Annotated in this window: 23 protein-coding genes; 8 read left to right on the forward strand and 15 right to left on the reverse strand. The window is 41.8% G+C overall.

From position 1 onward, the window contains the following. Window positions 1-12: 12 nt before the first annotated feature. The 3 genes from I6L31_RS09225 to def form a co-directional block, all read right to left on the reverse strand. Window positions 13-2,055: a TonB-dependent copper receptor gene (locus I6L31_RS09225; RefSeq protein ID WP_005001718.1), complete on the reverse strand. Its 2,043-nt coding sequence runs from the start codon at window positions 2,053-2,055 to the stop codon at window positions 13-15. A gap of 100 nt (window positions 2,056-2,155) precedes the next feature. After that, on the reverse strand, window positions 2,156-2,587 hold the full coding sequence (locus I6L31_RS09230) for a DUF2946 family protein (RefSeq protein WP_371863916.1): 432 nt from the start codon (window positions 2,585-2,587) through the stop codon (window positions 2,156-2,158). An 85-nt stretch (window positions 2,588-2,672) separates the two neighbouring features. Continuing rightward, window positions 2,673-3,197 (reverse strand): peptide deformylase, encoded by a 525-nt coding sequence (def, locus tag I6L31_RS09235; RefSeq protein ID WP_004985572.1) that lies wholly within the window; start codon window positions 3,195-3,197, stop codon window positions 2,673-2,675. A gap of 121 nt (window positions 3,198-3,318) precedes the next feature. Here def and I6L31_RS09240 point away from each other — a divergent pair, with 121 nt between their 5' ends. Genes I6L31_RS09240 through I6L31_RS09250 form a run of 3 tightly spaced genes read left to right on the forward strand, consistent with a single transcriptional unit; the run spans window position 3,319 to window position 6,227 of the window. Continuing rightward, window positions 3,319-4,470, forward strand: a complete 1,152-nt coding sequence (locus I6L31_RS09240; protein WP_005001713.1) for a LysM peptidoglycan-binding domain-containing protein — start codon at window positions 3,319-3,321, stop codon at window positions 4,468-4,470. Between the two features lie 11 nt (window positions 4,471-4,481). Further along, window positions 4,482-5,612 carry a DNA-processing protein DprA gene (gene dprA, locus I6L31_RS09245; protein ID WP_005001712.1) on the forward strand — a complete coding sequence of 377 codons (1,131 nt, stop codon included), beginning with the start codon at window positions 4,482-4,484 and terminating at the stop codon, window positions 5,610-5,612. Window positions 5,613-5,654: 42 nt separating this feature from the next. Then, a complete protein-coding gene (locus I6L31_RS09250) occupies window positions 5,655-6,227 on the forward strand; it encodes an L-threonylcarbamoyladenylate synthase (protein WP_004985579.1) in 573 nt (190 codons plus the stop codon). A gap of 493 nt (window positions 6,228-6,720) precedes the next feature. Here the strand turns inward: I6L31_RS09250 and I6L31_RS09255 are convergent, their stop codons facing one another. The 12 genes from I6L31_RS09255 to I6L31_RS09310 all read right to left on the reverse strand — a co-directional run bounded on the left by I6L31_RS09255 (window position 6,721) and on the right by I6L31_RS09310 (window position 18,840). Continuing rightward, on the reverse strand, window positions 6,721-7,638 hold the full coding sequence (locus tag I6L31_RS09255; protein ID WP_005001710.1) for an ABC transporter permease: 918 nt from the start codon (window positions 7,636-7,638) through the stop codon (window positions 6,721-6,723). A gap of 9 nt (window positions 7,639-7,647) precedes the next feature. Continuing rightward, window positions 7,648-8,754, reverse strand: coding sequence for an ABC transporter permease (locus tag I6L31_RS09260; protein ID WP_005001708.1), 1,107 nt, complete (start codon window positions 8,752-8,754; stop codon window positions 7,648-7,650). A 27-nt stretch (window positions 8,755-8,781) separates the two neighbouring features. Further along, window positions 8,782-10,392 carry an ABC transporter ATP-binding protein gene (locus tag I6L31_RS09265; RefSeq protein ID WP_005001707.1) on the reverse strand — a complete coding sequence of 537 codons (1,611 nt, stop codon included), beginning with the start codon at window positions 10,390-10,392 and terminating at the stop codon, window positions 8,782-8,784. 119 nt (window positions 10,393-10,511) lie between these two features. After that, a complete protein-coding gene (locus I6L31_RS09270) occupies window positions 10,512-11,006 on the reverse strand; it encodes a nucleoside deaminase (protein WP_004985588.1) in 495 nt (164 codons plus the stop codon). Between the two features lie 100 nt (window positions 11,007-11,106). Further along, window positions 11,107-12,015 carry a hypothetical protein gene (locus tag I6L31_RS09275; RefSeq protein WP_004985591.1) on the reverse strand — a complete coding sequence of 303 codons (909 nt, stop codon included), beginning with the start codon at window positions 12,013-12,015 and terminating at the stop codon, window positions 11,107-11,109. Window positions 12,016-12,336: 321 nt separating this feature from the next. Further along, window positions 12,337-13,278: a LysR substrate-binding domain-containing protein gene (locus tag I6L31_RS09280; RefSeq protein WP_005001706.1), complete on the reverse strand. Its 942-nt coding sequence runs from the start codon at window positions 13,276-13,278 to the stop codon at window positions 12,337-12,339. A 120-nt stretch (window positions 13,279-13,398) separates the two neighbouring features. Further along, window positions 13,399-14,016 (reverse strand): glutathione S-transferase family protein, encoded by a 618-nt coding sequence (locus I6L31_RS09285; protein WP_005001705.1) that lies wholly within the window; start codon window positions 14,014-14,016, stop codon window positions 13,399-13,401. Beyond that, window positions 14,013-14,921: a hypothetical protein gene (locus I6L31_RS09290; RefSeq protein WP_005001702.1), complete on the reverse strand. Its 909-nt coding sequence runs from the start codon at window positions 14,919-14,921 to the stop codon at window positions 14,013-14,015. The genes I6L31_RS09285 and I6L31_RS09290 overlap by 4 nt, the downstream gene beginning before the upstream one ends. After that, window positions 14,914-15,570 (reverse strand): Rieske 2Fe-2S domain-containing protein, encoded by a 657-nt coding sequence (locus I6L31_RS09295; protein ID WP_005001699.1) that lies wholly within the window; start codon window positions 15,568-15,570, stop codon window positions 14,914-14,916. Before I6L31_RS09295 ends, I6L31_RS09290 begins: the two co-directional genes overlap by 8 nt. A gap of 42 nt (window positions 15,571-15,612) precedes the next feature. Then, window positions 15,613-16,791 (reverse strand): BMP family ABC transporter substrate-binding protein, encoded by a 1,179-nt coding sequence (locus I6L31_RS09300; protein ID WP_005001696.1) that lies wholly within the window; start codon window positions 16,789-16,791, stop codon window positions 15,613-15,615. 364 nt (window positions 16,792-17,155) lie between these two features. Then, entirely contained in the window at window positions 17,156-18,070 is a 915-nt protein-coding gene (locus I6L31_RS09305) for a DMT family transporter (protein ID WP_005001695.1), read from the reverse strand. Window positions 18,071-18,186: 116 nt separating this feature from the next. Continuing rightward, a complete protein-coding gene (locus tag I6L31_RS09310) occupies window positions 18,187-18,840 on the reverse strand; it encodes a TetR/AcrR family transcriptional regulator (RefSeq protein ID WP_005001694.1) in 654 nt (217 codons plus the stop codon). A 137-nt stretch (window positions 18,841-18,977) separates the two neighbouring features. Between I6L31_RS09310 and I6L31_RS09315 the strand changes: the two genes are divergently transcribed. The 5 genes from I6L31_RS09315 to I6L31_RS09335 all read left to right on the forward strand — a co-directional run bounded on the left by I6L31_RS09315 (window position 18,978) and on the right by I6L31_RS09335 (window position 23,744). After that, entirely contained in the window at window positions 18,978-20,192 is a 1,215-nt protein-coding gene (locus tag I6L31_RS09315) for an MFS transporter (protein ID WP_005001692.1), read from the forward strand. Next, window positions 20,189-20,959 carry a helix-turn-helix transcriptional regulator gene (locus I6L31_RS09320; protein WP_004985610.1) on the forward strand — a complete coding sequence of 257 codons (771 nt, stop codon included), beginning with the start codon at window positions 20,189-20,191 and terminating at the stop codon, window positions 20,957-20,959. The genes I6L31_RS09315 and I6L31_RS09320 overlap by 4 nt, the downstream gene beginning before the upstream one ends. A 123-nt stretch (window positions 20,960-21,082) precedes the next feature. After that, window positions 21,083-21,628, forward strand: a complete 546-nt coding sequence (locus I6L31_RS09325) for a glutathione peroxidase (protein ID WP_004985611.1) — start codon at window positions 21,083-21,085, stop codon at window positions 21,626-21,628. Between the two features lie 211 nt (window positions 21,629-21,839). After that, complete coding sequence (locus I6L31_RS09330; protein WP_005001690.1) at window positions 21,840-22,982, forward strand: S8 family peptidase; 1,143 nt, start codon at window positions 21,840-21,842, stop codon at window positions 22,980-22,982. Between the two features lie 144 nt (window positions 22,983-23,126). Then, the gene (locus I6L31_RS09335) at window positions 23,127-23,744 is read left to right on the forward strand and encodes a hypothetical protein (RefSeq protein ID WP_005001689.1); all 618 of its coding nucleotides are present in this window, start codon (window positions 23,127-23,129) and stop codon (window positions 23,742-23,744) included. Window positions 23,745-23,772 lie beyond the last annotated feature (28 nt).

Genomic DNA, 23,772 nt, shown 5'->3' on the forward strand with positions numbered 1-23,772 from the left:
ATATCCAGAAAATCAGAATTTCATACTGACACGCGCCCAGTAGTTACGACCAATGTTATTAACCTGTTCATTGGCAGCATAACCGAACAAGGCAGCACCCGATTTATTCAAGTGTTCGCTATAGGCTTTATCGAGTAGGTTATCAATCCCGACTGAGAAGTCGAGTGCTTCACTGTACTTGTATGTTGCATTCATGGCTAGCGTCGAAAAGGCTTTGCTTTTCCCCATATCATAGCCCACGATGTTACCGTCGTTTAGGCTAATCCGATTCTGTTCAGCTACTGCACGCCATAACAGACCTAAGCTGTATTTTTCCTGTACATAACGTAGATTCAAACGCCCTTCCAACGGTGCAATTTGGGGCAAAGGTTTATTGTCCGTGGTATTTTCACCCCATGCATACATTGCAGAAAGATCAGCCTGAAGATGCTCATTAAATTGATAACCCACACCTGCTTCTGCACCTGCAATCGTCGCATCAACATTATTTGCCAATGGATACATTTGGCTTGCGTTTGGCGCATTATATCTGACCAGAATAAAATCATTGATCAACCCCGCATACGCTGAAGCCCATGTGTTCCAAGCACCATGTTGCTGCTCAAACCCGATATCCAATTGAGCAGTTTTCTCGGTCTTTAAGTTATTTAAATTATTAACCATTAAATAAGAAGACTGACCCATCATATTGGTTGAACCGTTTCCATGATCCGTCGCGGTGCTATACAGCTCCCAATAATCTGGACTACGTTCAACATAACCTATTCCTGCATAGGTTTTAAAACCATGCTCAGGCAAGGTGCTTTCGATACGAATAAAACCACTTGGATTAGTATCTGTTCGTTCCTGATCATTTTCAGCACTGTCCACTTTGACATGGTCAAAACGTGCACCAGCAACCAGTTTATTGTTTGGATTTAAACGATAGGTCCATTCGCTAAACGCACCATAAGATTCAAAGCGTAAATCTCCATCTAACGGTGGAATTGGATTTGCATCGCGCATGTACATATTGCCCGCATGCTTATTTTCCTGACGATCAACACCAGAAATCACACTAAAATTATCCCACTCTGTAGTGATCGCTGCTCGTGTATTAAGTGTACGGCGCGTGACTTCCATGGCCATAGGCATCATGGGTGGGGTACGCATTTTATAATTATCCATGATGTGATCGTTGTAGCTATAGTCCACTTGAGCTTCAACTTTTTTAATCACATCGGTTAGATTTTTTTGTTCTGCATGTAATCCTAAACTTTCACGCTGAAACTGTGTTCCGTCCATCGTACGTCCAGCATATGCCGCTTCGCCATCGCCTTTTCCACCTTTCAGTTCAATCCATGAATCTTGTGTCGGTTTCCAACCTATAGCTAAATCGGCATTCCAACGTTCCCAATTAGAATGAACCTTGTCACCATTGCCATCCTCATAATCATTGGCTACTGAACGATTGGCATTAATACGCGCATATTTAGTTTCATCACCGATCGCCGCTTCCACATTATGATCGAGTCGTCCATAAGATCCCATCAAGACACTGGCCTGTCCACGATAAGGTTGATTGGCCGTTAAATTTTCTGGTTCCCGATCAAAAATCACGGTTGCCGCAGAACCTGTATTGGCATATTGAACCGTTTGTGGCCCTTTGATCACAGTAATTCGATCATAACTTTCTGGATTAATATAGGAAGTGGGCGCATCCATACGCGCTGGACAAGCACCCAGATTTTCTGTGCCATCGGTCAAAATTTTGATGCGCGAACCAAACATGCCACGAAAGGTGACATCACCATTAGTTCCACCATTTTTAATCGCATTAAAGCCCATAATGCTTTGTAAATAATCGGCACCATCGGTTGCAGGTACAGGCTGGATCGGCTGTTTGGGATCCGCTTGAACAATCAAACCATTTGATAGGCGATTATCCTGAGCTGTGACCACGATGGGTGCCATTTTTTTGGTTTGAATATCATCTTCTGCAAACACGCCACTAGAACCAAGGGCGATCAAAACCGCAGCCGAAAGCGGCTGTAATAAAAATTGAGTTTGAGTCATGTCTGTTTATCTCAAAACATAAATACGGGGTGGCCTAAACTGCGCAAAAACAGCTTAAGCAGATGTAAGCTTTAAAACCTAGAAAGCTAAAGGTATTTAATTATGCGAAAACAGGCGGGGCTCGACCCTGAGGTAGTAAAAAAAGTCGCTGAAGCGCGAAGTAAATATGCCGAAACGTTTGTTGATATGCCAATAAGCGAATCTGAATCCGGACTAAAACTTCTTTAACTTCGAGTTCAGGAGGTAACACCAGATTGCCATAGACCGTACAATACTGACATTGATGATTCAGATCATGATGGTCATGACCCTGTGTAGGCCTGGATGTTGCAGACATATCATGATGCATATGCTGCATCGCTGAATGCGAGGAATGATCAGAAGAAGATGACGCAGTTAACCTTAACGCTTGGGTAATAGTTTCACAGACCGGAGCAATTTGATATTGCTTCGGTAATAGCGGTTGTAAAAATACCGCGACCTGTAAAAATACTGCGGTAAAACCCAGCAGCAACCCTGTGCGTAACAGCAAAACGTTCATCTCAACATTTTTTCGTCGGCAAGTATAACAAAGCCCAATCAAAATTGGACTTTTAGTACAACAGCTTTTGCCAAAATTAGCGTTTTACTGCCACTTTTTCACGTTGACGCACCACTTTTTCAACTTTTTCACGCGCTCGTTGACGTTTTAGTGGCGATAAATAATCCACAAATAACTTGCCATTTAAGTGATCCATTTCATGTTGGATACAAACAGCGAGAAGTTCGTCAGCCTCTAACTCAAATGCTTGACCATCAAGGTTAATTGCCTCTATTTTGACACGTGACGGACGCTCAACTTTATCGTATATTTGAGGCACTGAGAGACAGCCTTCTTCGTACGGCTGAGTTTCTTCGGTGAGTGGGGTAACTTTGGGGTTAATAAATACCATGGGTTGGTCTTTATTTTCAGACAAATCCATGACAATCAGTTGAATATGACGATCTACTTGTGTCGCAGCCAAACCAATACCTGGTGCTTCATACATAGTTTCAAACATATCAGCTGCAAGTTGACGAATTTCATCGGTCACTTCTTCAACTGGCTTAGCAATGGTGCGCAGGCGGGGATCTGGGAAACTTAAAATAGGTAATAAGGCCATATGGTTATCCTCACTTATGCCATTGATCGAAAAACCAATGAAGAAAAAGCTTCATCAAAAAAATGTGTGTATTGTGCTGATTATAACGCAACTACACACATAATTTTTAGGAATTATGATAATGAAAAAGGTTTTGCACGGCATTCGATCATTTAATGCCTTGGGGTTGAAAAAACATTGTATCGCTGTGGCGATTTGCGCTGGACTCGGGATGACGGGACTCAGTGCAACCTATGCAGCAAGTCCAAACGTGAATCCACCTTCACTCAGAGCCAGTGCACCAAATGTTTATGTCGTTAAAAAAGGCGATACATTGTGGGATATTTCAGGAAAATTTCTGGATAAACCTTGGCGCTGGCCTGAAATCTGGGCAAGCAATAAACACGTTAAAAATCCACACTGGATTTATCCGGGTGATCGTTTGTTGTTATGTACGCTAGATGGACGTCCACTGGTAGGCCGTGACGAAGGTGATGGTTGTGAAGGTATTATCCGTCGTTATTCGGGACGAACCACGCTACAGCCTCAAGTTCGTATTGAACAACTCAGCAATACGATTCCTGTGATTCCACTAGATAATATCAAACAATGGTTAGATCGTACCGCCATTGTCGCGAGTGACAGTATCGAAAATACGCCTTATATTTTAGGGACAGCAGATCAGCGTGTACTGGCAGGTAAAGGGCAAAATGTTTATGTACGTGGTCAGGGCCTAACTTCGGGTCAACGCTATGCGGTCTATCGTAAAGGCGAACCTTATGTATTGACGGATGCAAATGGCAAAAAACACACCGTGGGCTTGGAATTACTACAAGTCGCTTCAGGTATTGTGACTCAAGTCGACCATGATATTGCCACCATGGAATTGACCGATAGCTATAATGCCGAGGTTCGTCGTGGTGATCTGGTCATGTTTGAACAAGAAGCCATGTTACCAACTTTGTTCTATCCAACAGAAGCCAATCAGGTGACTCAAGGTGGACAGATCGTTCGGGTAATGGGTTCAATCGGTTCTGCTGCTAAAAATAGTGTAGTCACCATTGATCGTGGTCGTCTGGATGGTGTGCAATCAGGTCATGTTTTTGCAATTTATCAACAAGGTGAAACGGTTCAAGACCCTAAAACCAAAGAAAGAATCAAATTGCCAAATCAGAAAGTCGGAACCTTGATGGTATTTAGAACTTTTGACCAACTAAGCTATGCCTATGTGTTAGAAAGTTCCCTACCGATTAAAGTGGGTGCTGAGATTTTGCCTCCCCGTCTTGACGATTAAAAACCCATCTTATGCTAAACAATTTGAATCCTCATCACTACCACACCATTGCGGTGTGGTATCTGGTGCAACATTCTCTTTCTGCATTTCAAAAAATCAAACATCATTTTGGTGATTGTGAACAAGCCATGTTGCCCCAACATTTGGCGCAGTGGTCACAGTTGGGCTTACATGCCAGTCATCTGAAACGTGTTCAAGAATATCAAAGCGATGCTGGTCAACAGGATTTTGCTAGACTGATTAATTTGGTAAAACAGTACACCGATTTTATTGTTACACCCGATGATACACTATACCCATCGCAACTGCTTCCTTATGAAGATCGCCCACCGATTATTTTTGGGCAGGGTAAAGTTGATGCCTTACTACAACCACAAATTGCAATTGTAGGTAGCCGCAAACCTAGTCCACATGGTCGACAGGTCGCTTATGATTTTGCTTTTTATTTAAGTGAAAAAGGCTTCTTTGTTAGTAGCGGTCTGGCACATGGGATTGATGAAGCAGCACATCAGGGTGGTTTACAGCATCAGCGTAGTATCGCGGTCATGGGTACGGGTCTGGATACGACTTATCCGACAGCCAATCAAGATTTACGCCAACAAATAGCACAACAAGGTGCAGTCATTAGTGAATTTTTACCGCAAACCTTGCCCTTACAACGTCATTTTCCACGGCGTAACCGAATCGTGAGTGGCTTAAGTCTGGGAGTACTGGTGGTTGAAGCCAAACAGCAAAGCGGCTCATTAATCACCGCCAATGAAGCAGCCAAACAAGGCAAACTCATTTTTGCGATTCCAGGGCATATTTATAGCGAATTTCATCAAGGTTGCCATCAACTGATTCGGGAAGGTGCAATTTTGGTTGATCATCCTGAACAGATCATTGAAGATTTAGCGCTGCCAACACAATGGCACATCAATCAGCAAGTGCAACCTGACTCAACTGAGCAAACTCATCATATCCCAGAGCATTTAATTGGCTTATATCAACAACTGGATTGGATCGGACAAAGTATCGATCAACTCGCTCAAAACTTTACTGGATCAACTGCCGAATTAACTGGTCAATTGATGGAACTTGAACTCTCGGGACTATGTATGCAACAGGCTGGTTTATATCAACGTTGCCGACCAAACTATTAACGTTCACAATAGCGACTGTTTTTATCCAAGCAGGACATCATCATGCTGACCACCTCCGTTGTAGAAGCAGCACAAAGCTTAAAACAGGGCAATGTGCTTGCCTATCCTACTGAGGCCGTGTGGGGATTAGGTTGCGATCCTTTTAATGAGCAAGCCTTTCATAAAATTCTCAACCTAAAACAACGCCCGATTGAAAAAGGGGTTATTTTACTGGCAGGTCATATCGATCAAGTCCGACCTTTACTTCAGAATCTTGATTCAAAACGACAACATCAGGTGATTCAAAGCTGGACCGATCGCAGCGTGACTGAACGTGCGACCACGTGGCTACTCCCCGTCAATGCAGCACAAATTCCCAAGTGGATTACTGGACAGCACAGCCAAGTCGCGGTAAGAGTGACGACACATGCTTTGTGTATGGCGCTGTGTCATGCATTTAATGGTTTTATTGTCTCCACCAGTGCCAATCCCGCGGGATTAGAACCTGCACGTTCTTTGCAGGATGCGAGTCAATATTTCGACTCAAAAGTTGATTATCTCAATGGTGATTTAGGCTTGAGTCAAGAACCGAGTCGCATTATCGACGCTTTGACAGGGCAAGTTATACGCGCTTAGAGTCATCCTAAGTAGTGATCGTTAATTTGTCTAAATCCAGTTTGCTTATTTAATGCAGAGACATTGATCTTTGAAAATAAAAAAAGCTCAACCATGTAGAATGGTTGAGCATAAAAAAGGATGTTTTTCAATCACATCCAGAGGGTAAACTAAATCTGATCGCAATGACTGATTAGAATTTAAGTCATATTTTGCAATGAATGTATTATGGATGATTCTTTTGTCTTATACAAATATATTATTTATCTTATAAAAACCTATAAATAATGAGCATTATTATTCAATTATACTTAATAATTAAAATTATCATTCTATTTTCATTCATTTTTTTAAAATTTTGAATTTATTGTCATATTTTAAATTTATTTAAAAATCATATAGAAACAACAACCCAACGGCTCTTTAAGCAAATTATTTTAAAAGATTTAACGCTGATGAATAGATCTCTGAATGCGTGATCTATTCATCATTAGGGTTCTTGTTTTTAGAAACCTTAAGGAATAAATGATTTACCTAAAGAGGCAGGCAAATTCATTTGCAGCAATTTTTTATCTCGCGAAATGACCACCAACACTAAAATAGTTGCCAAATAAGGTAAGGATGCCAACAGTTCAACAGGTAGATCTAAACCCAAAGCCTGTGCATGGAACTGTAAAATCGTAACACCGCCAAATAAATATGCACCAATCATCAATCGTGCTGGCTTCCAGACTGCAAATACCACTAGGGCAATCGCAATCCAGCCACGACCTGCCACCATATTTTCCACCCACAGTGGCGTATAGACAGTCGATAAAAATGCACCGCCAATTCCCGCCATTGCACCGCCAAACAGAACTGCACCGTAACGAATCAATAAGACGGGATAACCCATGGCATGTGCCGACTCTGGCGATTCTCCAACAGCTTTAAGCAATAAACCCAGCTTAGTTTTTGCCAAAACCCACCAGATCACAAAAAACGTTAAAATCGACAAATACACGACATAGTTTTGATGAAACAAAATCGGGCCAATAAAAGGAATCTCGGAGAGCACTGGAATATCTAGCGCTTTTAAGCCTTCCAGACTGTTACTCACAAAATGTTGTCCCACAAATGCCGATAAACCTACACCAAAAATCGTCAGTGCGAGACCACAGGCTGCCTGATTGGCTGCTAGAGATAATGCCAAAATTGCAAAAATTAAGGCGGCTGCCATCCCTGCGATTGCACCTGCGATTAAACCCGCGGCAGGCCCTAATCCCGTGCTTGCACAAAAAGCAAAACCTGCAATCGCGCCAATCAGCATCATTCCCTCAACGCCTAGATTGATCACACCTGTACGTTCTACCACTAATTCTCCCATCCCTGCAAAGATCAGTGGTGTACCTGCGGCCAGCGTTCCGGCCAGAATTGGAACTAAATCAATCATGTCTGACTCCTAAGCTGTTTCAGTTGATGCAAGGGAAGCTGTATTTTTTTTCATGGTTTTAGACTTGCCAAAACGATAGCGATTTTCGATAAAAGCATCGGCTGCCAGTAAGAAAAACAACAACATGCCCTGAAATAATCCTGTAATTGCGGCAGGGAGTTGTAGATTGAGCTGGGCTGTTTCCCCACCGATATAAAGCAGAGCCATCAAGAAGCCTGACAGTACAATTCCAATCGGATTTAATCGACCTAAATATGCGACAATGATTGCTGCATAGCCATAGCCTGGAGAAATATTAGGATTAAGCTGTCCGACAGGCCCCGCGACTTCACCCACTCCTGCAATCCCTGCCATAAAACCTGAAATCATCAAGCTAAACCAAATCGCCTGTTTGGCAGAAAAACCTGCGTAACGTGCCGCATCAGGCGCTTGTCCACCCACTTCGAGCTTATACGCCAGAAAACTACGTTTACTAAATAACCAAAATGCCAAGACTGCAAAAATGGTAACCACGATCACAGCATTGATCCGTGTGCCTTCAAATAAAATTGGAAATAAGGTTCCATCATCGAACATTACCGATTGTGGAAAATTCATACCTGCTGGATCTTTCCACGGCCCATTAATTAGGTACAGTAAAATGAAAGTCGCGATATAATTCAGCATTAACGTGGTCAGCGTTTCCTGTGCATTAAAATGGGTTTTTAATAAAGCAGGAATGGCTCCCCACAACGCACCACCGATCGCCCCTGCAATCACCATACATGGCAATACCCAAAATCCTGAAACTCCCTGACAGGCAATGGCAAGTCCCCCCCCAAAGATCGCCCCCATAATCAACTGACCTTCGGCACCAATATTGAAAATACGAGCTTTAAATCCAACAGATAAACCTAATGCAATTAAAATTAAGGGACTGGCTTTAATTATCAATTCACTCCAGCCATACCAACTGGATAGTGGCTCGATAAAAAACACCTGAAATGCTTCAAGTGGATTTTTCCCTAGTGCCATAAACAGCAAGCCACCAATAGTGAAAGTCGCGACCAGCGCAATGATAGGTGAAAGCCACTTCATTAATGTCGATGGATGATCACGTGGTTCGAGTAAATGCATATTTAATCCCCGTTCAAATGAAATGGTCTAAGCTGTTGCGCTTAAAACACTTGAGCTTTCAGCTTGCCGATTTAATCCTGACATCATCAAACCAATGGCTTCTGCATTGGTTTCGCTGACAGGTTGAGCTTGGCTCAGGCGACCTGCCGCCAGAACAGCAATTCGATCACTGATCTCAAATAATTCTTCCAGTTCTTCAGAAATCACGATGATGGCAACCCCTTGACGGGATAAATCAATCAAAGTTTGCCGGATAAAAGCTGCGGCTCCGACATCGACACCCCAAGTCGGTTGTGCCACCACCATGACTTTAGGCTGTTGTAAAATTTCACGTCCTACGATGAATTTTTGTAGGTTACCGCCCGATAAGGAACGAGCAGCAGCTTCAGTGCCAGAAGCTTTTACTGCAAATTTTTGAATACAGTCCTGTGCAAACTGACGTGCTTTTTCATAACTGACCAGTCCATAACGAACAAAGCCTTGTCGAAATGCGGTCAACAATGCATTTTGAGTTAAACTCATGGCAGGCACTGCGCCACGTCCCAAACGTTCTTCGGGTACAAAGCCAAAACCTAGTGCACGGCGTTGTCCTGCATTTAAATTCCCAATCGCACGACCTTCTAACAGAACACAATCTTTGGCTGTGGTGATTTCACCAGACAAAGCTGTCAAAAGTTCAGCCTGACCGTTTCCAGAAATCCCTGCAATCCCTAGAATCTCACCTGTTTTTACACTGAGCTGAATATTCTCAAGGGATGTCCCAAAAATATCGGGTGCCTGCACATTGAGCTGTTTGACTTCAAATATAGGCAGACTTTCACCTGTATAAACTGGATGTTCGTAAGCAGGAAGATCACGACCTATCATCATTTTGGCCAGACTAGCGGTACTTTCTTGTTTTGGAATGGTCGTGCCTGTAACCTTTCCACCACGTAAAATAGTGGCACAGTCACAGAGCGTTTGTATCTCATTGAGTTTATGACTGATATATAAAATTGATACGCCTTCGCTGGCCAGACGACGTAGGGTTTCAAATAAGGTCAACACTGCTTGAGGCGTCAGCACTGAAGTCGGTTCATCTAAAATGAGCAATGATGGGTTTTGCAATAAACAACGAACAATTTCAACCCGTTGCCGTTCCCCGACCGATAAACTATAAACCGTTCTTTTTGGATCAATAGGCAATCCATATTTTTCAGACACCTCAATCACGCGTTTGGATAAGGCGTTTAGATCAAATTTTTCATCCAAGCCCAATGCAATATTTTCCACAACGGTCAGGGTTTCAAATAACGAGAAATGCTGATAGACCATCCCAACTCCCAAACGTCGGGCTGCGGCAGGACTTTCGATACTGACCGAACGACCATTCCAGACAATTTCTCCTTCATCGGCTTTGACAGCACCATAAATAATCTTCATCAGGGTGCTTTTACCTGCGCCATTTTCTCCAAGCACTGCATGGATTTCACCTGGTGCGACCTGTAAGCTAATTTGATCATTGGCGACTAAGCTGCCATAGCGCTTGGTAATATTGATCAGTTCCAGACGATTTTGCTGCATAATAGGCGTTGACTTGTTGCTCGTCGTATTGAAGACAGGATCAACAGAGATTGTATCGGAAGGTAGTGCCATCATGTCATCTCTTTGGTTCAGGTGATTGAAATGAAGCAAGGGACATGCCATGCTAAAATCACATTGCTTTCGTAGATATAGATCATTTAAAAAATAAAATAATGATCAGCTTCAGGCTTGTATCAAGACCAGAACCCCTGATGGGCTTGTGCTGCTTCTTCACTTAAACACGGTCCAATCACTTGTATAGCTCGTTGTCCACTGGCAAAGACCTGTCGGCAAGGTAAAGATAAAGTTGGGTTTTCTGGATGATTACCCGTGATTTCGAGTAATTGACCCTCACTCATGCCATAAACCACGCGACCAATGCCCGTCCAATAAATGGCACCTGAACACATCGCACAGGGTTCTGCATTGGTATATAACGTGCAACCTCGAAGCTGTTCTAAGGGTAACAGTCGCGCAGCCTGTCCTGCGGCTACAGTTTCTGCATGGCGAGTCGGATCACCTGTGGGTGGTAATGAGTTATTGCCTGCCTGTGTCACGATTTCCCCTTGTGCATTCACGACAATCGCAGCAAAAGGATGTAAGCCTTGTTGTTTGGTTTGTTCTGCCAGTTCAAAGGTTTTTCTTAAAAAAAACAGGTCTTGAGCTGTGGCCTGATCATGTGTTGTCATTTCGCTGTCCCTTGGGATTCAATGGCACTTGAACATGAGGATGGAGCGTAAACAAGCTAAGGTCTTGTTGCTTACGCTCAACCTGCATCCTCAATACATTTTAGAAGTGGTAGTCCACACGAACCATTGGAGTACTGGCTGTTGCGCCTTTTCCGGCAAAACCATCGGTATCATTGCCGAATTTATTTTTCCAGTACTCATAACCTGCACCAGCACGCAACTTACTGCCTTTAAGACCTATCACTGAACTTAGGTCATACATCACCCGTGCATCGATATGGGTTTCAGCTTTGGTATCGCCACCCGATTCATTTTTTCCTTTAGAGTCAATCCAGAGTGCATAACCTTCAAAAGATAATGGTGTTTTTGCAATCGGAATGCCCCAAGTGAATTGAGCTGCTGCATGTGTATCGTAAGTATAGCGACCAGAAGAATAGCCAAAACGTGGTGTATCTGAGGAAGGATCATTACTTTCAAATAATGCCAAGATGCTAAAATCTAGAAAGCCAGGCACATCAAATTGAATCGTTGGTCCAACCACCCACATCCGCTTTTTAGAACTATAACTATCATTTTTGGTATTCCAGTCCAACCCTGCTGTTAAACCTGCGCCACGAATGTAGCCTGGTACAGATAAGTTGGTTTTGGTGATTGCACCTAAATCCAGATAGCGACGGATAACCACATAAGCTTCCTGAGTGCCTTTATTGTTGGATTGCGTGCTATTTGGCTCATCATTAGACTGAAGCAAGTCGACATTAAAGAAATTTGAACCATATTTATCGCCACTGGCATGGGTCAGGTTAAAAATTTGTTTGGTAATATCAGTACGGCTGCCATCTGCATCATTTTTATACGGTTCAGCAAATTGAGTGCCGTAGCGCCAACCAATCGAAGTATCACTCCATGTTGCGGCCTGTGCAGATTGCATGACACCTACTCCCCCTAGAATAGTCGCCATAGCAGTCATTAACGTTTTAAGTGCATTACCTTGTTGTAATACTTTCATTACACATTTCCCCTTATCACCTTGTTAAGATCAAAGCGCACAATATTCGTTTCAAGATACTGATTGATTGCTTTGTTAAAATCACGTTTGCCCCAATGCAAAACGATCTGACTTAGAGATAAAGGCAAATTTCCTACCAAAGATTGGCATATTAAAAATGTACAATGTTGCTTATGTTAAAATAGATATAAACCCGCAATTCAGTCTTTTTTTAATCGAATTTCATGAAAATACAGAGCATTAAAAGCACAGGGCAATAGCTGCACGACCTCCCTGTGCTTGAACGTAAGTGATTGAGAGAATGAAACTGCGAAGAATTAATTAATTGACCACATGACTATCATTTCTCAGCACCGAAATCACCAAATCACGGAACCAACGAAATTCAGGAGAGCGGTGCTGGCGTTCATGCCAAAGTAGATAATAAGAAATTTTAGGAAACTGAATCGGTGCTGTCGAAATCGTCAACGGTAATAATGCACTATAATGGCGAGAAAATGAGCGCGGTGCAGAGAAAATCGCGTCAAGTTGTAGCAACATGTACGGAATCATCCCAAAATATGGAATAAATGCCACAATATTACGTTTCAGTCGTTCTTTAGATAAATGTAAATCGATGACACCACGTTGGCCAACCGTATAAGGTGTGGGTGCAATATGATCAGCATTTAAATAATCATCCATGGATAAAGCTTTGTTGGCGAGTGGGTGTGACTTACGCATCAGGCAAACGACTTCATCTTCAAACAGTGGCGCAAGCCGTAAATATTCTGGGGGTTGCGGCCAATTGCCAATCACCGCATCATACATGCCACTTTCCAGTGCATGGGCATAATCCACATTGTGTCCCATCGAATGCATAATCACCGTACAATGCGGAGCTTCCACATGAATCCTACGCAGAATTTCACCAATCGCGATCGGATTTAAATAATCGGATGCAGCCAGATTAAAGACTTGGCGCGATTGCGCAGGATCAAAATTGACTTGCTGAGTCGCGATCAGTTCGAGTTGGCTGAGTACCTGACTCACAGGCTCAAGTAGAGATAATCCACGCTCAGTTGGAGTCATGCCATTTCGACTACGCACCAAAAGTTGATCACCCGTAATTTCCCTGAGTTTTTTTAAAGCAGTACTAATGGCAGGTTGTGATTGATTCAGTCGTTTGGCTGCATTAGATACACTTTTTTCAGTCAAGAGCACATATAACACTTGCAATAAATGTGCATCCAACGCTTCCCATTTGTTTGTAGGATGAATCACCAAGCTGTCCTTATTTTACTAAAACGAAGTTTATAGGCAAAATTTATACCATCTCTGGCATGTAATAGAACAGCACTATTCACAATGATGAAAATAAAAACAGTTTTTTTATGAATTATTTCAATTGACAGCCAATAAACCTGCCATAGGAATAAAGTGACTTTGATGACGAATACGATTGATCCAGCGACGAATATGCAAAAATGGCACTAAGCTCAGTCCAGCATCCCATGCCAGCGCGACTTGTGGAAAGATCATCAAGTCGGCAATCGTGGGGTGTGAGCCCAATAAATAGCCCTGCCCAATAACAGTTTGCTCACATAAGTGATCATCTAATTCGCGTAATTGTTGTGTTGCCTGTTGGATCAGCTGTTCCTCATTAGATAAAAATTGATCGACCGACAAATTCGCCTGACGTAAGATTCCTAAACTGAATTTAAGTGTTTCATTAAAATCAGACCAAGCCTGTATTTGTGATGACAAATTTTCAGGCATCCATTGCAATTGATTTTTTGTTATTTCAAGCAGTTGTTTAAAAATAGGCATCAACCCAGAATGGTTTGACGTGGAATCGAACAAAACAGGACATTCAAATTTGCGCTCCAGTTGCTCGACATCTGCATAGATGGATTGATAAGGAAGCTGTAAAAACTCAAGTAGCAAACGAACACTGTAACAATCCGTAGATAATGGATCATCCGCGAGTTGAAAAGCCGCTTGTGATTGATTTAAGTTCATGCCACATGCTCCCTCTGGGTATTTTGATGTACACCATAACTCCAGTTTTTCGCGATCAACCATTTACGATAGGCGGTCGCCAGTGCATCGGCTTTAGTTGGAATTTCCAATTTTTCAAGTGGAAGTTTCAAAGGCAGATGATTTTCCAGAATCGGTTTATCCTGTGTAAAAATTTTCTGCTGAAACAACACCATATCGGTTATGCTACTGGTCTGATCATCCAGAATCATGAGTAAATGCGCTCGAATATGAGTTTCACTCAAGGGTTGAATAAACAGACACACCACATCGGCAGGAATAATTCCCTCAGCCGCAGTATTCACTTTATATAAAATCGCATTTAAGGGGGAAGCAACACGATAAACATATTCAGTTTCCTGTGGCTGAGGAGAACTCGGTGCAGCAAGCGGTTGAGTAAAAAAACATTCGGTTGCCCAAATTTCATCGACCTCTTCACGCCATTCAACTTGATAAGGTTTGACAGCGGTTTCTGGTTCAGCGCCCAATATCCCTGTATGTACATAAGGAAAATGTGCCATATCCAGAAAATTTTCAATACCACGCAATGGCGAAGTCCGCACACCATAAGCGCCACAGGGTACACGGCGGGCGGCGGCAACATCATATTCTTGTAGCTGAAATAGTGGTTTTTTCTCAGTACCAATACACAACCAGACAAAGCCATAAGCCGCTTGTACTGCAATATCTGATGGAGCAATATCGAGTGCATCAAATCGAATCTGATACACTTTTTCAGCATGGATAATATCTTGCTGGATCGTCAAATTATGGCCATCCAGACGAGTTTTGATCTGTTGCTGCTGAACAAACTCCTGTTCAGACGCCAACACAATCCACTCGCCAACCAAGCTTGGTGCAAGTGATGGAAGATGCTGATTAGACATAACTCAATTGCTCCATCTCCAAATCCTGTCGCATCTGATTTAACAAAGGATGACGCTGGGTTGCATGTTCTTCTTGCAATAACATCGCATGTATGGTCACCACATTGGACTGAGTAGGTGTTAAATAAATGCGTAGTGCGGAATCTTTAGCATGACCTTGCCACACTAACCGATTGTGACTAACGCAGTCACTTATCCCCAGTTCAGATAGATAATCCTGTACCTGAGGCAATGTCGTCGACAGTGTGACCGAACCTGCATAAACGAACGGCACTTCCTCCAAAGGAAGATCAGCACAACAATCAGCATCACCGCCATACCAGATCATGCCTGACTTTTCAGTGACAGCATAAGACTTGGCACATAAACTTTTCGGCGCACGTTGATCAGGTTGAGCAGGTATTCGCTGACAATGCCCATCTTCAGCAGCAAACTGCCAACCATGATAGGCACACACGAGACTTTCGCCTTGTACTTGTCCCAGACTTAAACGCACACTGCGATGCGGACAACGATTTTCCCAAATTTGGACATGACCCTGAATAGAGCGCCATACGGCAACATCTTTATCTTCTACCAGAAATTGTTCCACTTCACCCGCTTCGATCAACACCGAAGGAACTAAAGGGATCCATTGTCCTGTGATCATGTCCATCTTCCTCAGAAAAATCATTGACTTAAATTTTACAATTTATTTTGGCAATACGCCCTGAACACCTTGTACATAGAAGTTCATCTTATCCAGTTGTGCTTCGGTATAAACACTGCCTGCTTTGACAAACTCTTTGCCAGCTTGTGTATACAGTGGACCTGCAAATGGATTCAGTTTACCTGCCTTAATGGCATCACGACGAGCCAAAACCATTTTTTTAGCGTCAGCCGAAACTGCTTTTCCAATATTTTCCACATTGACCGTGCCTTCTTTGACTCCATAATAAATCGGCGCATTGGTCCATTTGTTCGCAGCAACATCTTTCAGCACTTTTTCATAAATCGGATCCCAATGCAGTACCGCCGCAGCTAATTGCGCATCGCCACCAAATTTATCCATATCCGAATTCCAACCGAGACCCCAAACCCCTTTTTGCTTGGCCGCCTGTACCACTGCTGGCGAATCGGTATTTTGTAATAACACATCGCACCCTTGTGAAATCAAGGCTAAAGCAGCATCACGTTCTTTACCCGGATCAAACCAAGAACTGACCCAGACCACTTGGGTGGTAATTTTTGGATTGACACTACGCGCACCAATAGTAAACGCATTAATATTGCGCACTACTTCTGGGATTGGATACGAACCTACAAAACCAATTTTACCAGTCTTGCTCTTACTTCCCGCCAACACACCAAGCAAATACGCACCCTGATAAGTACGAATATTATAATTGCCCATATTTTTGCCAGATTTATAACCTGTGGCATGCATAAACACTGTATTTGGATAAGTACGTGAGACTTTCTCCATTGCATTCATATAACCAAATGACGTGCCAAAAATGACCTTATTGCCTTGTTGCGCGAGGTTACGAAAAACACGTTCAGCATCACCTGTTTCAGGCACATTGGCCACAAAAGTGGTTTTCACCGCCCCTTTAAGGTCTTGTTCGGTACGAATACGCGATTGATCATGTGCGTAAGTCCACCCATGATCCCCCGGTGGGCCTATGTAGACAAAAGCAGCTTTGAGCGGGTCAGCGGCATGTGCAGTCGTTACGACTGTGGCTGTCGTCGATAAAGCACCGAGTGTGAGTAAACCGCTACTGGCTGCACAAAATGCAGTCTTTTTGAATTTTGAAAATAATTTGGAAAATAAACCCTGTTGGCTTTGATCGTGAAGCTGATTTGGATTTTTGTTCATTTCAACAGACATCGCACTACCCCATTTTTGTTATGGTATAAAGACACCAGAAAATAAACTTACGCTGAACCAAAGATTTATTTTCCAGAACACATCAAGCTAAAATGCAACCTTTGCGCCAACATGAGCTGTGTTGTTTTTAATTGATCATTTTTAAATAAAGGTTATATAAAAACTAAAATAGAGCCAATGAATCGATCAAATCAAAATTTAAATAAAACAAAAATAATCAATAGGTTATTTAATTAACCCCTTGCAATGTGACTTTAGCTTATTGCTTGATAAACGTTTAAGAAACGCCATCGTTTGAATAGCGTAGAGATTCTGCACAAGTGTGGAACATCCCTGTCCACCCTGCTGCTTAAAAGTCATATATCTAGTTTGGAATGATCTTTTTCGTTTTTATTGATGTTTTCTTTTGCGCCAAAATGATGCCCAGCAAGATCATCATTCCACCAAATGTATGATAGATCGTCCAGTGTTCTGACAACCACAGACTGGCAATAATTGCTGTAAATACAGGCATCAGATTCATAAAAATACTGGTTCGATTGGGTCCAATTTGCTGAACAGCTACCATCCACAATAATGGTGCAATCAGTGATGGAAAAATGCCCGCATAAAAAACACTTGGTCCATTTTGAAGATTAATCGAATCAAGTCCCAACCAAACAATAAAGGGCAGGTGATAAATCAGGGCAAATCCGATTTGCACATATAGACTGATCAATAACGGAATCTGTAACTGCCATTTCTTTAAAAACACCCCATAAAAGGCATAGAAAAACACCGCAACAACCATGATGGCATCGCCCCAATGCCCACCACTTTGCAATAAGTTGGCAAGATGTCCCTGACTCATGACATACATGAGACCAAAAAAAGAAATCAAACTCCCGATCACAGCAAATTTATTGGGAATATCCTTTAAAATAAACATTGAGACAAAAATGGTAAACACTGGAATAAAGGCATTGATAATCCCCATATTGGTCGCAGTGGTATAATGTGCAGCACTATAAGCCAGTCCTTGATATAGCACCATCCCAAAGGCACTTAACACCGCCAGTTGCCCCAAATGCCGCCGTACCAGCATCCGTTGTTTCCAGACTTGAGGCAGGATAAAAGGTGTCAATACTAAAAATGCCACCAGCCAGCGATAAAAACTAATGCTCACTGGAGAAATATAATCGGCCACATAGCGAGTCACTGTAATGTTCAGCGACCAAATTAATACAGCCAGCATGGGCAGTAACAATGCCCACCAATGGACTTTTGCAACATCTTTCATGAATTTTTCAAATTAAATGAGAATAAATCTATTTTATCCTTGTCGAGATAAATTGAAATATCGCAAATCAGATATTTGTATCGCAGTTAAGACATCGCTTATTGATCAAAATCGGGTTATTGATCAAATAAGTCCCATGCTTTCATGGCATGTTCCACCACATGATTCAATTCATCAATTTCTGCGCCATCCCGTGCCTGCACCGTTAAACCTTGAATGACAGTACAATAAAAATTAGTCATCGTTGCAATAGGCGCATGTTTAGATAAATCACCCTCCAGAACACCTTGTTGTAAGCGTTCACATAGTTTTTGTTTGGTCGCTAAACGTTTTTCAAGTAGGTTATATTGTATATCTTGCGCTTGTTCCGAGCCATTCATGGCAGCAGTAATTAACATACAGCCTTTGGGCTTATTGGGTTGAGCCAAACGTTTGACGTTGTCATATAGATACAGCTCAAATGCAACCTTGGCGGTTTTAGCTTCTAAAAAAATGCGGAGGATCGGACAAGCTTCATGAGCCAGATAATAATCAATACATTGATAGAACAGCCCAGCTTTGTCACCAAAACTACTGTATAGACTCGGTGCCGTCAGTTCCAACGCTTGAGTAAGATCACTGATTGAGGTAGCTTCATAACCATGCTCCCAAAACAACAACATGGCTTTTTCCAAGGCCTGTTGCTCATTAAAGCACTTTGGTCGACCGCGTTTTTTCTTTGCTAACGCAATCGGCTCATCCAAAACCAGTGTTTTATCTAATTTTGTCATAAAGCTCACAGCTATTTTTATAACAATCATTATTAAATTAATTGACGCTGATATTTTTTTCAACTATTTTATTTTCATAGTGATCACTATGAAAATAAATTGACGCATTTCTATTCCTACAATAAGGTTGAAATTCAATGGATAGCTCAACACCCATTCCGCCCAGTCCTGCCCCACAAGGTAGCTGGCTGGCGATATTGGCAGTTTCGATTGCCGCATTTACTTTGGTCACCAGCGAATTTTTACCGATTGGTGTCCTCAATAGCGTGGCCAGCGATTTAAATATTTCAACAGGTACGGCTGGGCTGATTATTACCCTTCCAGGTGTAATGGCTGCTTTTGCTGCGCCTTTACTACCTGTGGCAATGAAACAACTCGATCGTCGTTATGTGCTGATTTTACTCACCTTTATAATGGTCATTGCAAATACGATTACTGCATTTTCTGACAATTTTACCCTGCTGTTACTCAGTCGATTAGTTCTAGGGATTTCAATTGGAGGTTTCTGGGCGACTGCAATTGCCCTGAGTGGCAAACTGGCACCCAAAAGTTTACCCATTGCCAAAGCCACAGCCGTCGTCATGGCAGGTGTGACACTAGCCACCGTGCTAGGTGTTCCAATTGGCACATGGTTAAGTGAGTTTTATGGTTGGCGCAGTGCCTTTGCGATCACGGCAGTCATTGGTTTTATCGTGCTCATGCTTCAAGTCGTATTTTTACCGCCATTACGACCTGATGCTGCCATTCATTTACGTGACTTGCCTGCTTTACTTCGTATTCCCAAAGCTCGTAGTGGCATGTTAATTGTACTGCTGATTGGGCTGGCACATTTTTGTGCTTATAGCTATTTGGCACCATTTTTTAAACATATTGCAGGCTTTGATGGCACGACCATTGGCATGTTGTTATTACTGTATGGCATCGCGGGTGTTTTCGGGAATGCTTTTGCAGGTTATAGCGGTAATTTAAATATTCGTTATACCTTAGCATTTGTGGGAATCTGTTTTGCTATTGTATTCTTTGGATTTCCTGTGTTTGCCATTCATGAAACAGGCGCATTTATCTTAACTGCTTTATGGGGTTTTGCATTTGGCGCATTTCCAACCTCAGCCAATATCTGGATGTTTGTACATGCACCCCAAGCTGTTGAAAAAGGAATGCCGTTATTTGTTGGCTTATTTCAGGTGATGATTGCCAGTGGATCATTACTTGGTGGTTTTGTAGTTGATCATTTTAATGAAAATATTTTAATTTATGGTGTACTCACTTTTATTCTTTTAGCTTTGCTGTCTATTTTCACGTTAGCTAAAGGTTTAAATAATCCGAAAATCAGCTGTGAAAATGAAGCATGAATGATGTAATTCCCACAACACAGAATGCCTTACAAAATCTGGCTCAACAATTGGAAATTCACGAATTCTTTTTCCATCCGCATGACAGTGTGTGCCCGCATTCTTCACTGTGGGGAGATTTCAACTTCAGTTTAAATGGTGTGCTTGAAATTCAGGTGGGTGAACGTACCTTCTTGGCACCGCCTAATTATGGTTTGTGGTTACCGCCACAAACCAGTCATTTTTGTGTTGCAGTCGATCAACCGACGCATTTTATTTGTATCAGAGTCCATCCTGATCTTTGTTCACAGTTTCATACCAATCCTAAAACCCTCGAAATCCGACCTTTTTTTCATGCTTTGGTAAAAGAGTTATTACATGATCAGTACTCTCCAGATTCGATAGAATATCTGCGGTTATTACAGGTCTTGTTCGATCAAATGCTGGCAGCAGATTGTTATGATCATTATTTACCCCAAACCACGCATCCAACTCTCGCGCCCATTTTGGATAAATTAGGGCAAGCCCAGTTGTTTAATTCTAGTTTGCAGCAGATTTTACAAAGCTTTCAAATTAGTGAACGTCATGCACTACGTTTGAGCCAGCAGGAATTACAATTATCTTTATCAGAATGGCGTAATCGCGCCAAAATTGTGTATGCGATTGGTCAAATTCAGCAAGGGACGGCAATTAAACGAATTGCACTGGATTTAGGTTATCAACATAGCTCCAGTTTTATTGAATTTTTTAAACGTTATACAGGTCAAACTCCCCTTCAAATGCAATAAACAGAGTGCATTGTGGATAACTTCACGGTTATACACAGAAATCCAGAGTAAAACACTTGCCTTTCTGCATAAATCTCCTTAAAACAAGATATCTCTTTTATGTATGCAACTTTAAGGACTTATATGAGCAATTCAGTCTACGACATTCCAGTCAACACGATCTCAGGGGAAGAAGCCACTTTAAATCAGTATCAAGGCAAAGTGTTATTGATTGTCAATGTAGCATCCAAGTGTGGTTTAACACCTCAATATGAAGGACTGGAAAAACTATACCAATCACAAAAAGAGCATGGTTTAGAAATTCTAGGTTTTCCAGCCAATAATTTTTTGGAACAGGAGCCTGGTACAAATGATGAAATTCAACAGTTCTGCTCGTTGACTTATGATGTACATTTTCCCATATTTTCCAAAATTTCTGTCGTAGGTGAAGATAAGCATCCGCTTTATCAAACTTTAATCACTGCACAGCCTGAACGTATTGGTGAAGGACCGTGGTGGCAAGATTTAGTCGAATATGGTCTAACCCCAAATCCAAAGCCTGAAGTTCTCTGGAATTTTGAGAAGTTTTTAATCAATAAAAAAGGTGAAGTGGTGGCACGTTTTGCACCCGATATCACTGCGGATGACTCTCGTTTAGTCGATGCCATTCAGGCAGAGTTAGCAAAATAAGATTTTGCTGTAAAGATGACAAATCCTATGTTTTGTCATCTTTATTTTTAGAATAAATAAAGTTTATTTAAAAGCAAAACTCATCACAAAATAATGAAAAATAAAATCTTTAATCACATTAAAATATTATATTTCTCATTGATTTGTTATAGAAATAGATTAATTTATATTCAGATTATGACCTCTTAAAACAAAAACTGGAATGGCTAAAATGAAACGAATACTACGCTGTTTGCCACTCGCCCTGATCGGACTATTGGCGCATACAACCCATGCGGCAAGTCCTGCTCAGGTAACTTATCTGATTAAATTTAATACGCCTGTGACCGATCTTTTATTAAACTCGATCAATTTTAACCAACAATTTCAGGGGAAAATTAAATTCATTTATCAACATGCTTTTCAAGGCGTTGCTGTTCAAATTCCACAAAATGTAGAACAGGAATTCGTTCGTATTTTAAAATTAAATCCCACAGTCAGCCTGATCGAAAAAGATCAAGTGTTTAAAAGCAATGCCACGACTCAAACCAATGCGACTTGGGGATTAGATCGCAGTGATCAGCGTAACCTTCCCTTAAATTCGACCTACAATGCCGATGGTAATGCTCAGGGTGTACCCGTCTATGTGGTTGATACTGGGGTGCTGGCTTCTCATCAGGATTTTGCTGGTCGAGTGAAGGCGGGTTATACGGCAGTATCTGATGGTAATGGCACCACGGACTGTAATGGTCACGGTACACATGTTGCAGGAACGATTGCAGGTACAAAATATGGTATTGCCAAATCTGCTTCTATCATCCCTGTTCGAGTACTGGATTGTAATGGTTCTGGAACAACATCAACAGTCATTGCAGGATTAGATTGGGTTGCCTCTCAAAACCCAAGGAATGCGGTGGTTAATTTGTCACTTGGTGGTGGAACTTCAACTGCACTTGATGATGCAATTAATCGGGTTGTGAATAAAGATATTGTCGTAGTGGTCGCGGCTGGCAATAACAATGCCGATGCGTGTAACTATTCTCCATCACGAGTCCCTGCAGCGATTACAGTAGGCGCAACCACCAATCAGGATCAACGCGCCAATTATTCTAACTATGGAAAATGTCTGGATATCTTTGCGCCTGGCAGTAATATTACTTCGGATTGGTATTCTAATAATACAGCGACAGCAACGGCCAGCGGCACCTCGATGGCAAGTCCACATCTGGCGGGATTGGCCGCTATTTTACGAGCAATATATACAGGTGAAAACGTATCACAAATTACCAATCGTATTCTCAATAAAGCGACAACAAATAAGGTAACAGATAGCCAGACAGGCTCACCTAATCGCTTGGTTTACACGCGTTTATAACCTTTCTTATTTGGTGAATACAAACCTTGATAGATGAAGGTTTGTATTCAGGGTATTTTTGCTTTTGTTATAATTTTGCAAATCTCAATTCTCCCTCCATCTTTTCATCATATTCTAAGAAATTAAATACTGATTTTTTTGATTATGACATTTTTTTCTGGTCGATCTCTGCTGATCTCTGCTCTTATCGTAACCACTATGGTTTCATTACAAGGTTGTGATCAGCCTCCCACAAATAATGCGCAGGAAACGACAGCATCAGATCATGAGGCGACCGCCCAAATCACTGATCAAGCAGCTACAGACACCCCATCTTCCGATTTTAGAAGTGGTAATTTCTTTTATATCGCTCGTGATGTCGCTGATCTGCAACTACGCGCAGGTGATTACATTCAACAATTAAAACAAACTCAAACTGAACTACAGCAAGCCATTCAAGACAAAGATAGTCGTCAACTACAGCAAACCGCCATGACCTTGCAGCAGCAACTCCAAGGCTTTAATCAGGCATTAAACAGTTTAAATTTAAAAAGTCAGGAAATTGAAGATGTTCGTAAAAAAATACTGGAGAACAACCAACAGGTATTAAAAAGTCCGTTTTTAAATGGACAAGTCAACTGGGATCAGGTCAATTTTAAACAGATCGAACAGCAAATGAATAATGTTCAAAGCGAAATGTTAAAGTTGGCAAGCATGATGATTCCGCAATCAGATTCCGCTCAATCTGAAACATCTCAAGAAGCTTCTGATACTAACTCATGAAATGATAAAACCCACTCTTCAAAGAATG

The organism is Acinetobacter septicus (assembly GCF_019355975.1).
GTDB classification, from domain to species: Bacteria; Pseudomonadota; Gammaproteobacteria; order Pseudomonadales; family Moraxellaceae; genus Acinetobacter; species Acinetobacter ursingii.

Coding starts and splice junctions, on each gene's coding strand:
- I6L31_RS09255 (WP_005001710.1), bottom strand. CDS start 7,638: ATGATTGATTTAGTTCCAATTCTGGCCGGAACGCTGGCCGCAGGTACA.
- I6L31_RS09315 (WP_005001692.1), top strand. CDS start 18,978: ATGGATAGCTCAACACCCATTCCGCCCAGTCCTGCCCCACAAGGTAGC.
- I6L31_RS09295 (WP_005001699.1), bottom strand. CDS start 15,570: ATGATCACAGGACAATGGATCCCTTTAGTTCCTTCGGTGTTGATCGAA.
- I6L31_RS09225 (WP_005001718.1), bottom strand. CDS start 2,055: ATGACTCAAACTCAATTTTTATTACAGCCGCTTTCGGCTGCGGTTTTG.
- I6L31_RS09305 (WP_005001695.1), bottom strand. CDS start 18,070: ATGAAAGATGTTGCAAAAGTCCATTGGTGGGCATTGTTACTGCCCATG.
- I6L31_RS09335 (WP_005001689.1), top strand. CDS start 23,127: ATGACATTTTTTTCTGGTCGATCTCTGCTGATCTCTGCTCTTATCGTA.
- I6L31_RS09330 (WP_005001690.1), top strand. CDS start 21,840: ATGAAACGAATACTACGCTGTTTGCCACTCGCCCTGATCGGACTATTG.
- I6L31_RS09285 (WP_005001705.1), bottom strand. CDS start 14,016: ATGAACTTAAATCAATCACAAGCGGCTTTTCAACTCGCGGATGATCCA.
- I6L31_RS09290 (WP_005001702.1), bottom strand. CDS start 14,921: ATGTCTAATCAGCATCTTCCATCACTTGCACCAAGCTTGGTTGGCGAG.
- I6L31_RS09325 (WP_004985611.1), top strand. CDS start 21,083: ATGAGCAATTCAGTCTACGACATTCCAGTCAACACGATCTCAGGGGAA.
- I6L31_RS09270 (WP_004985588.1), bottom strand. CDS start 11,006: ATGACAACACATGATCAGGCCACAGCTCAAGACCTGTTTTTTTTAAGA.
- I6L31_RS09275 (WP_004985591.1), bottom strand. CDS start 12,015: ATGAAAGTATTACAACAAGGTAATGCACTTAAAACGTTAATGACTGCT.
- I6L31_RS09310 (WP_005001694.1), bottom strand. CDS start 18,840: ATGACAAAATTAGATAAAACACTGGTTTTGGATGAGCCGATTGCGTTA.
- dprA (WP_005001712.1), top strand. CDS start 4,482: ATGCTAAACAATTTGAATCCTCATCACTACCACACCATTGCGGTGTGG.
- I6L31_RS09265 (WP_005001707.1), bottom strand. CDS start 10,392: ATGATGGCACTACCTTCCGATACAATCTCTGTTGATCCTGTCTTCAAT.
- I6L31_RS09300 (WP_005001696.1), bottom strand. CDS start 16,791: ATGTCTGTTGAAATGAACAAAAATCCAAATCAGCTTCACGATCAAAGC.
- I6L31_RS09260 (WP_005001708.1), bottom strand. CDS start 8,754: ATGCATTTACTCGAACCACGTGATCATCCATCGACATTAATGAAGTGG.
- I6L31_RS09240 (WP_005001713.1), top strand. CDS start 3,319: ATGAAAAAGGTTTTGCACGGCATTCGATCATTTAATGCCTTGGGGTTG.
- I6L31_RS09320 (WP_004985610.1), top strand. CDS start 20,189: ATGAATGATGTAATTCCCACAACACAGAATGCCTTACAAAATCTGGCT.
- def (WP_004985572.1), bottom strand. CDS start 3,197: ATGGCCTTATTACCTATTTTAAGTTTCCCAGATCCCCGCCTGCGCACC.
- I6L31_RS09250 (WP_004985579.1), top strand. CDS start 5,655: ATGCTGACCACCTCCGTTGTAGAAGCAGCACAAAGCTTAAAACAGGGC.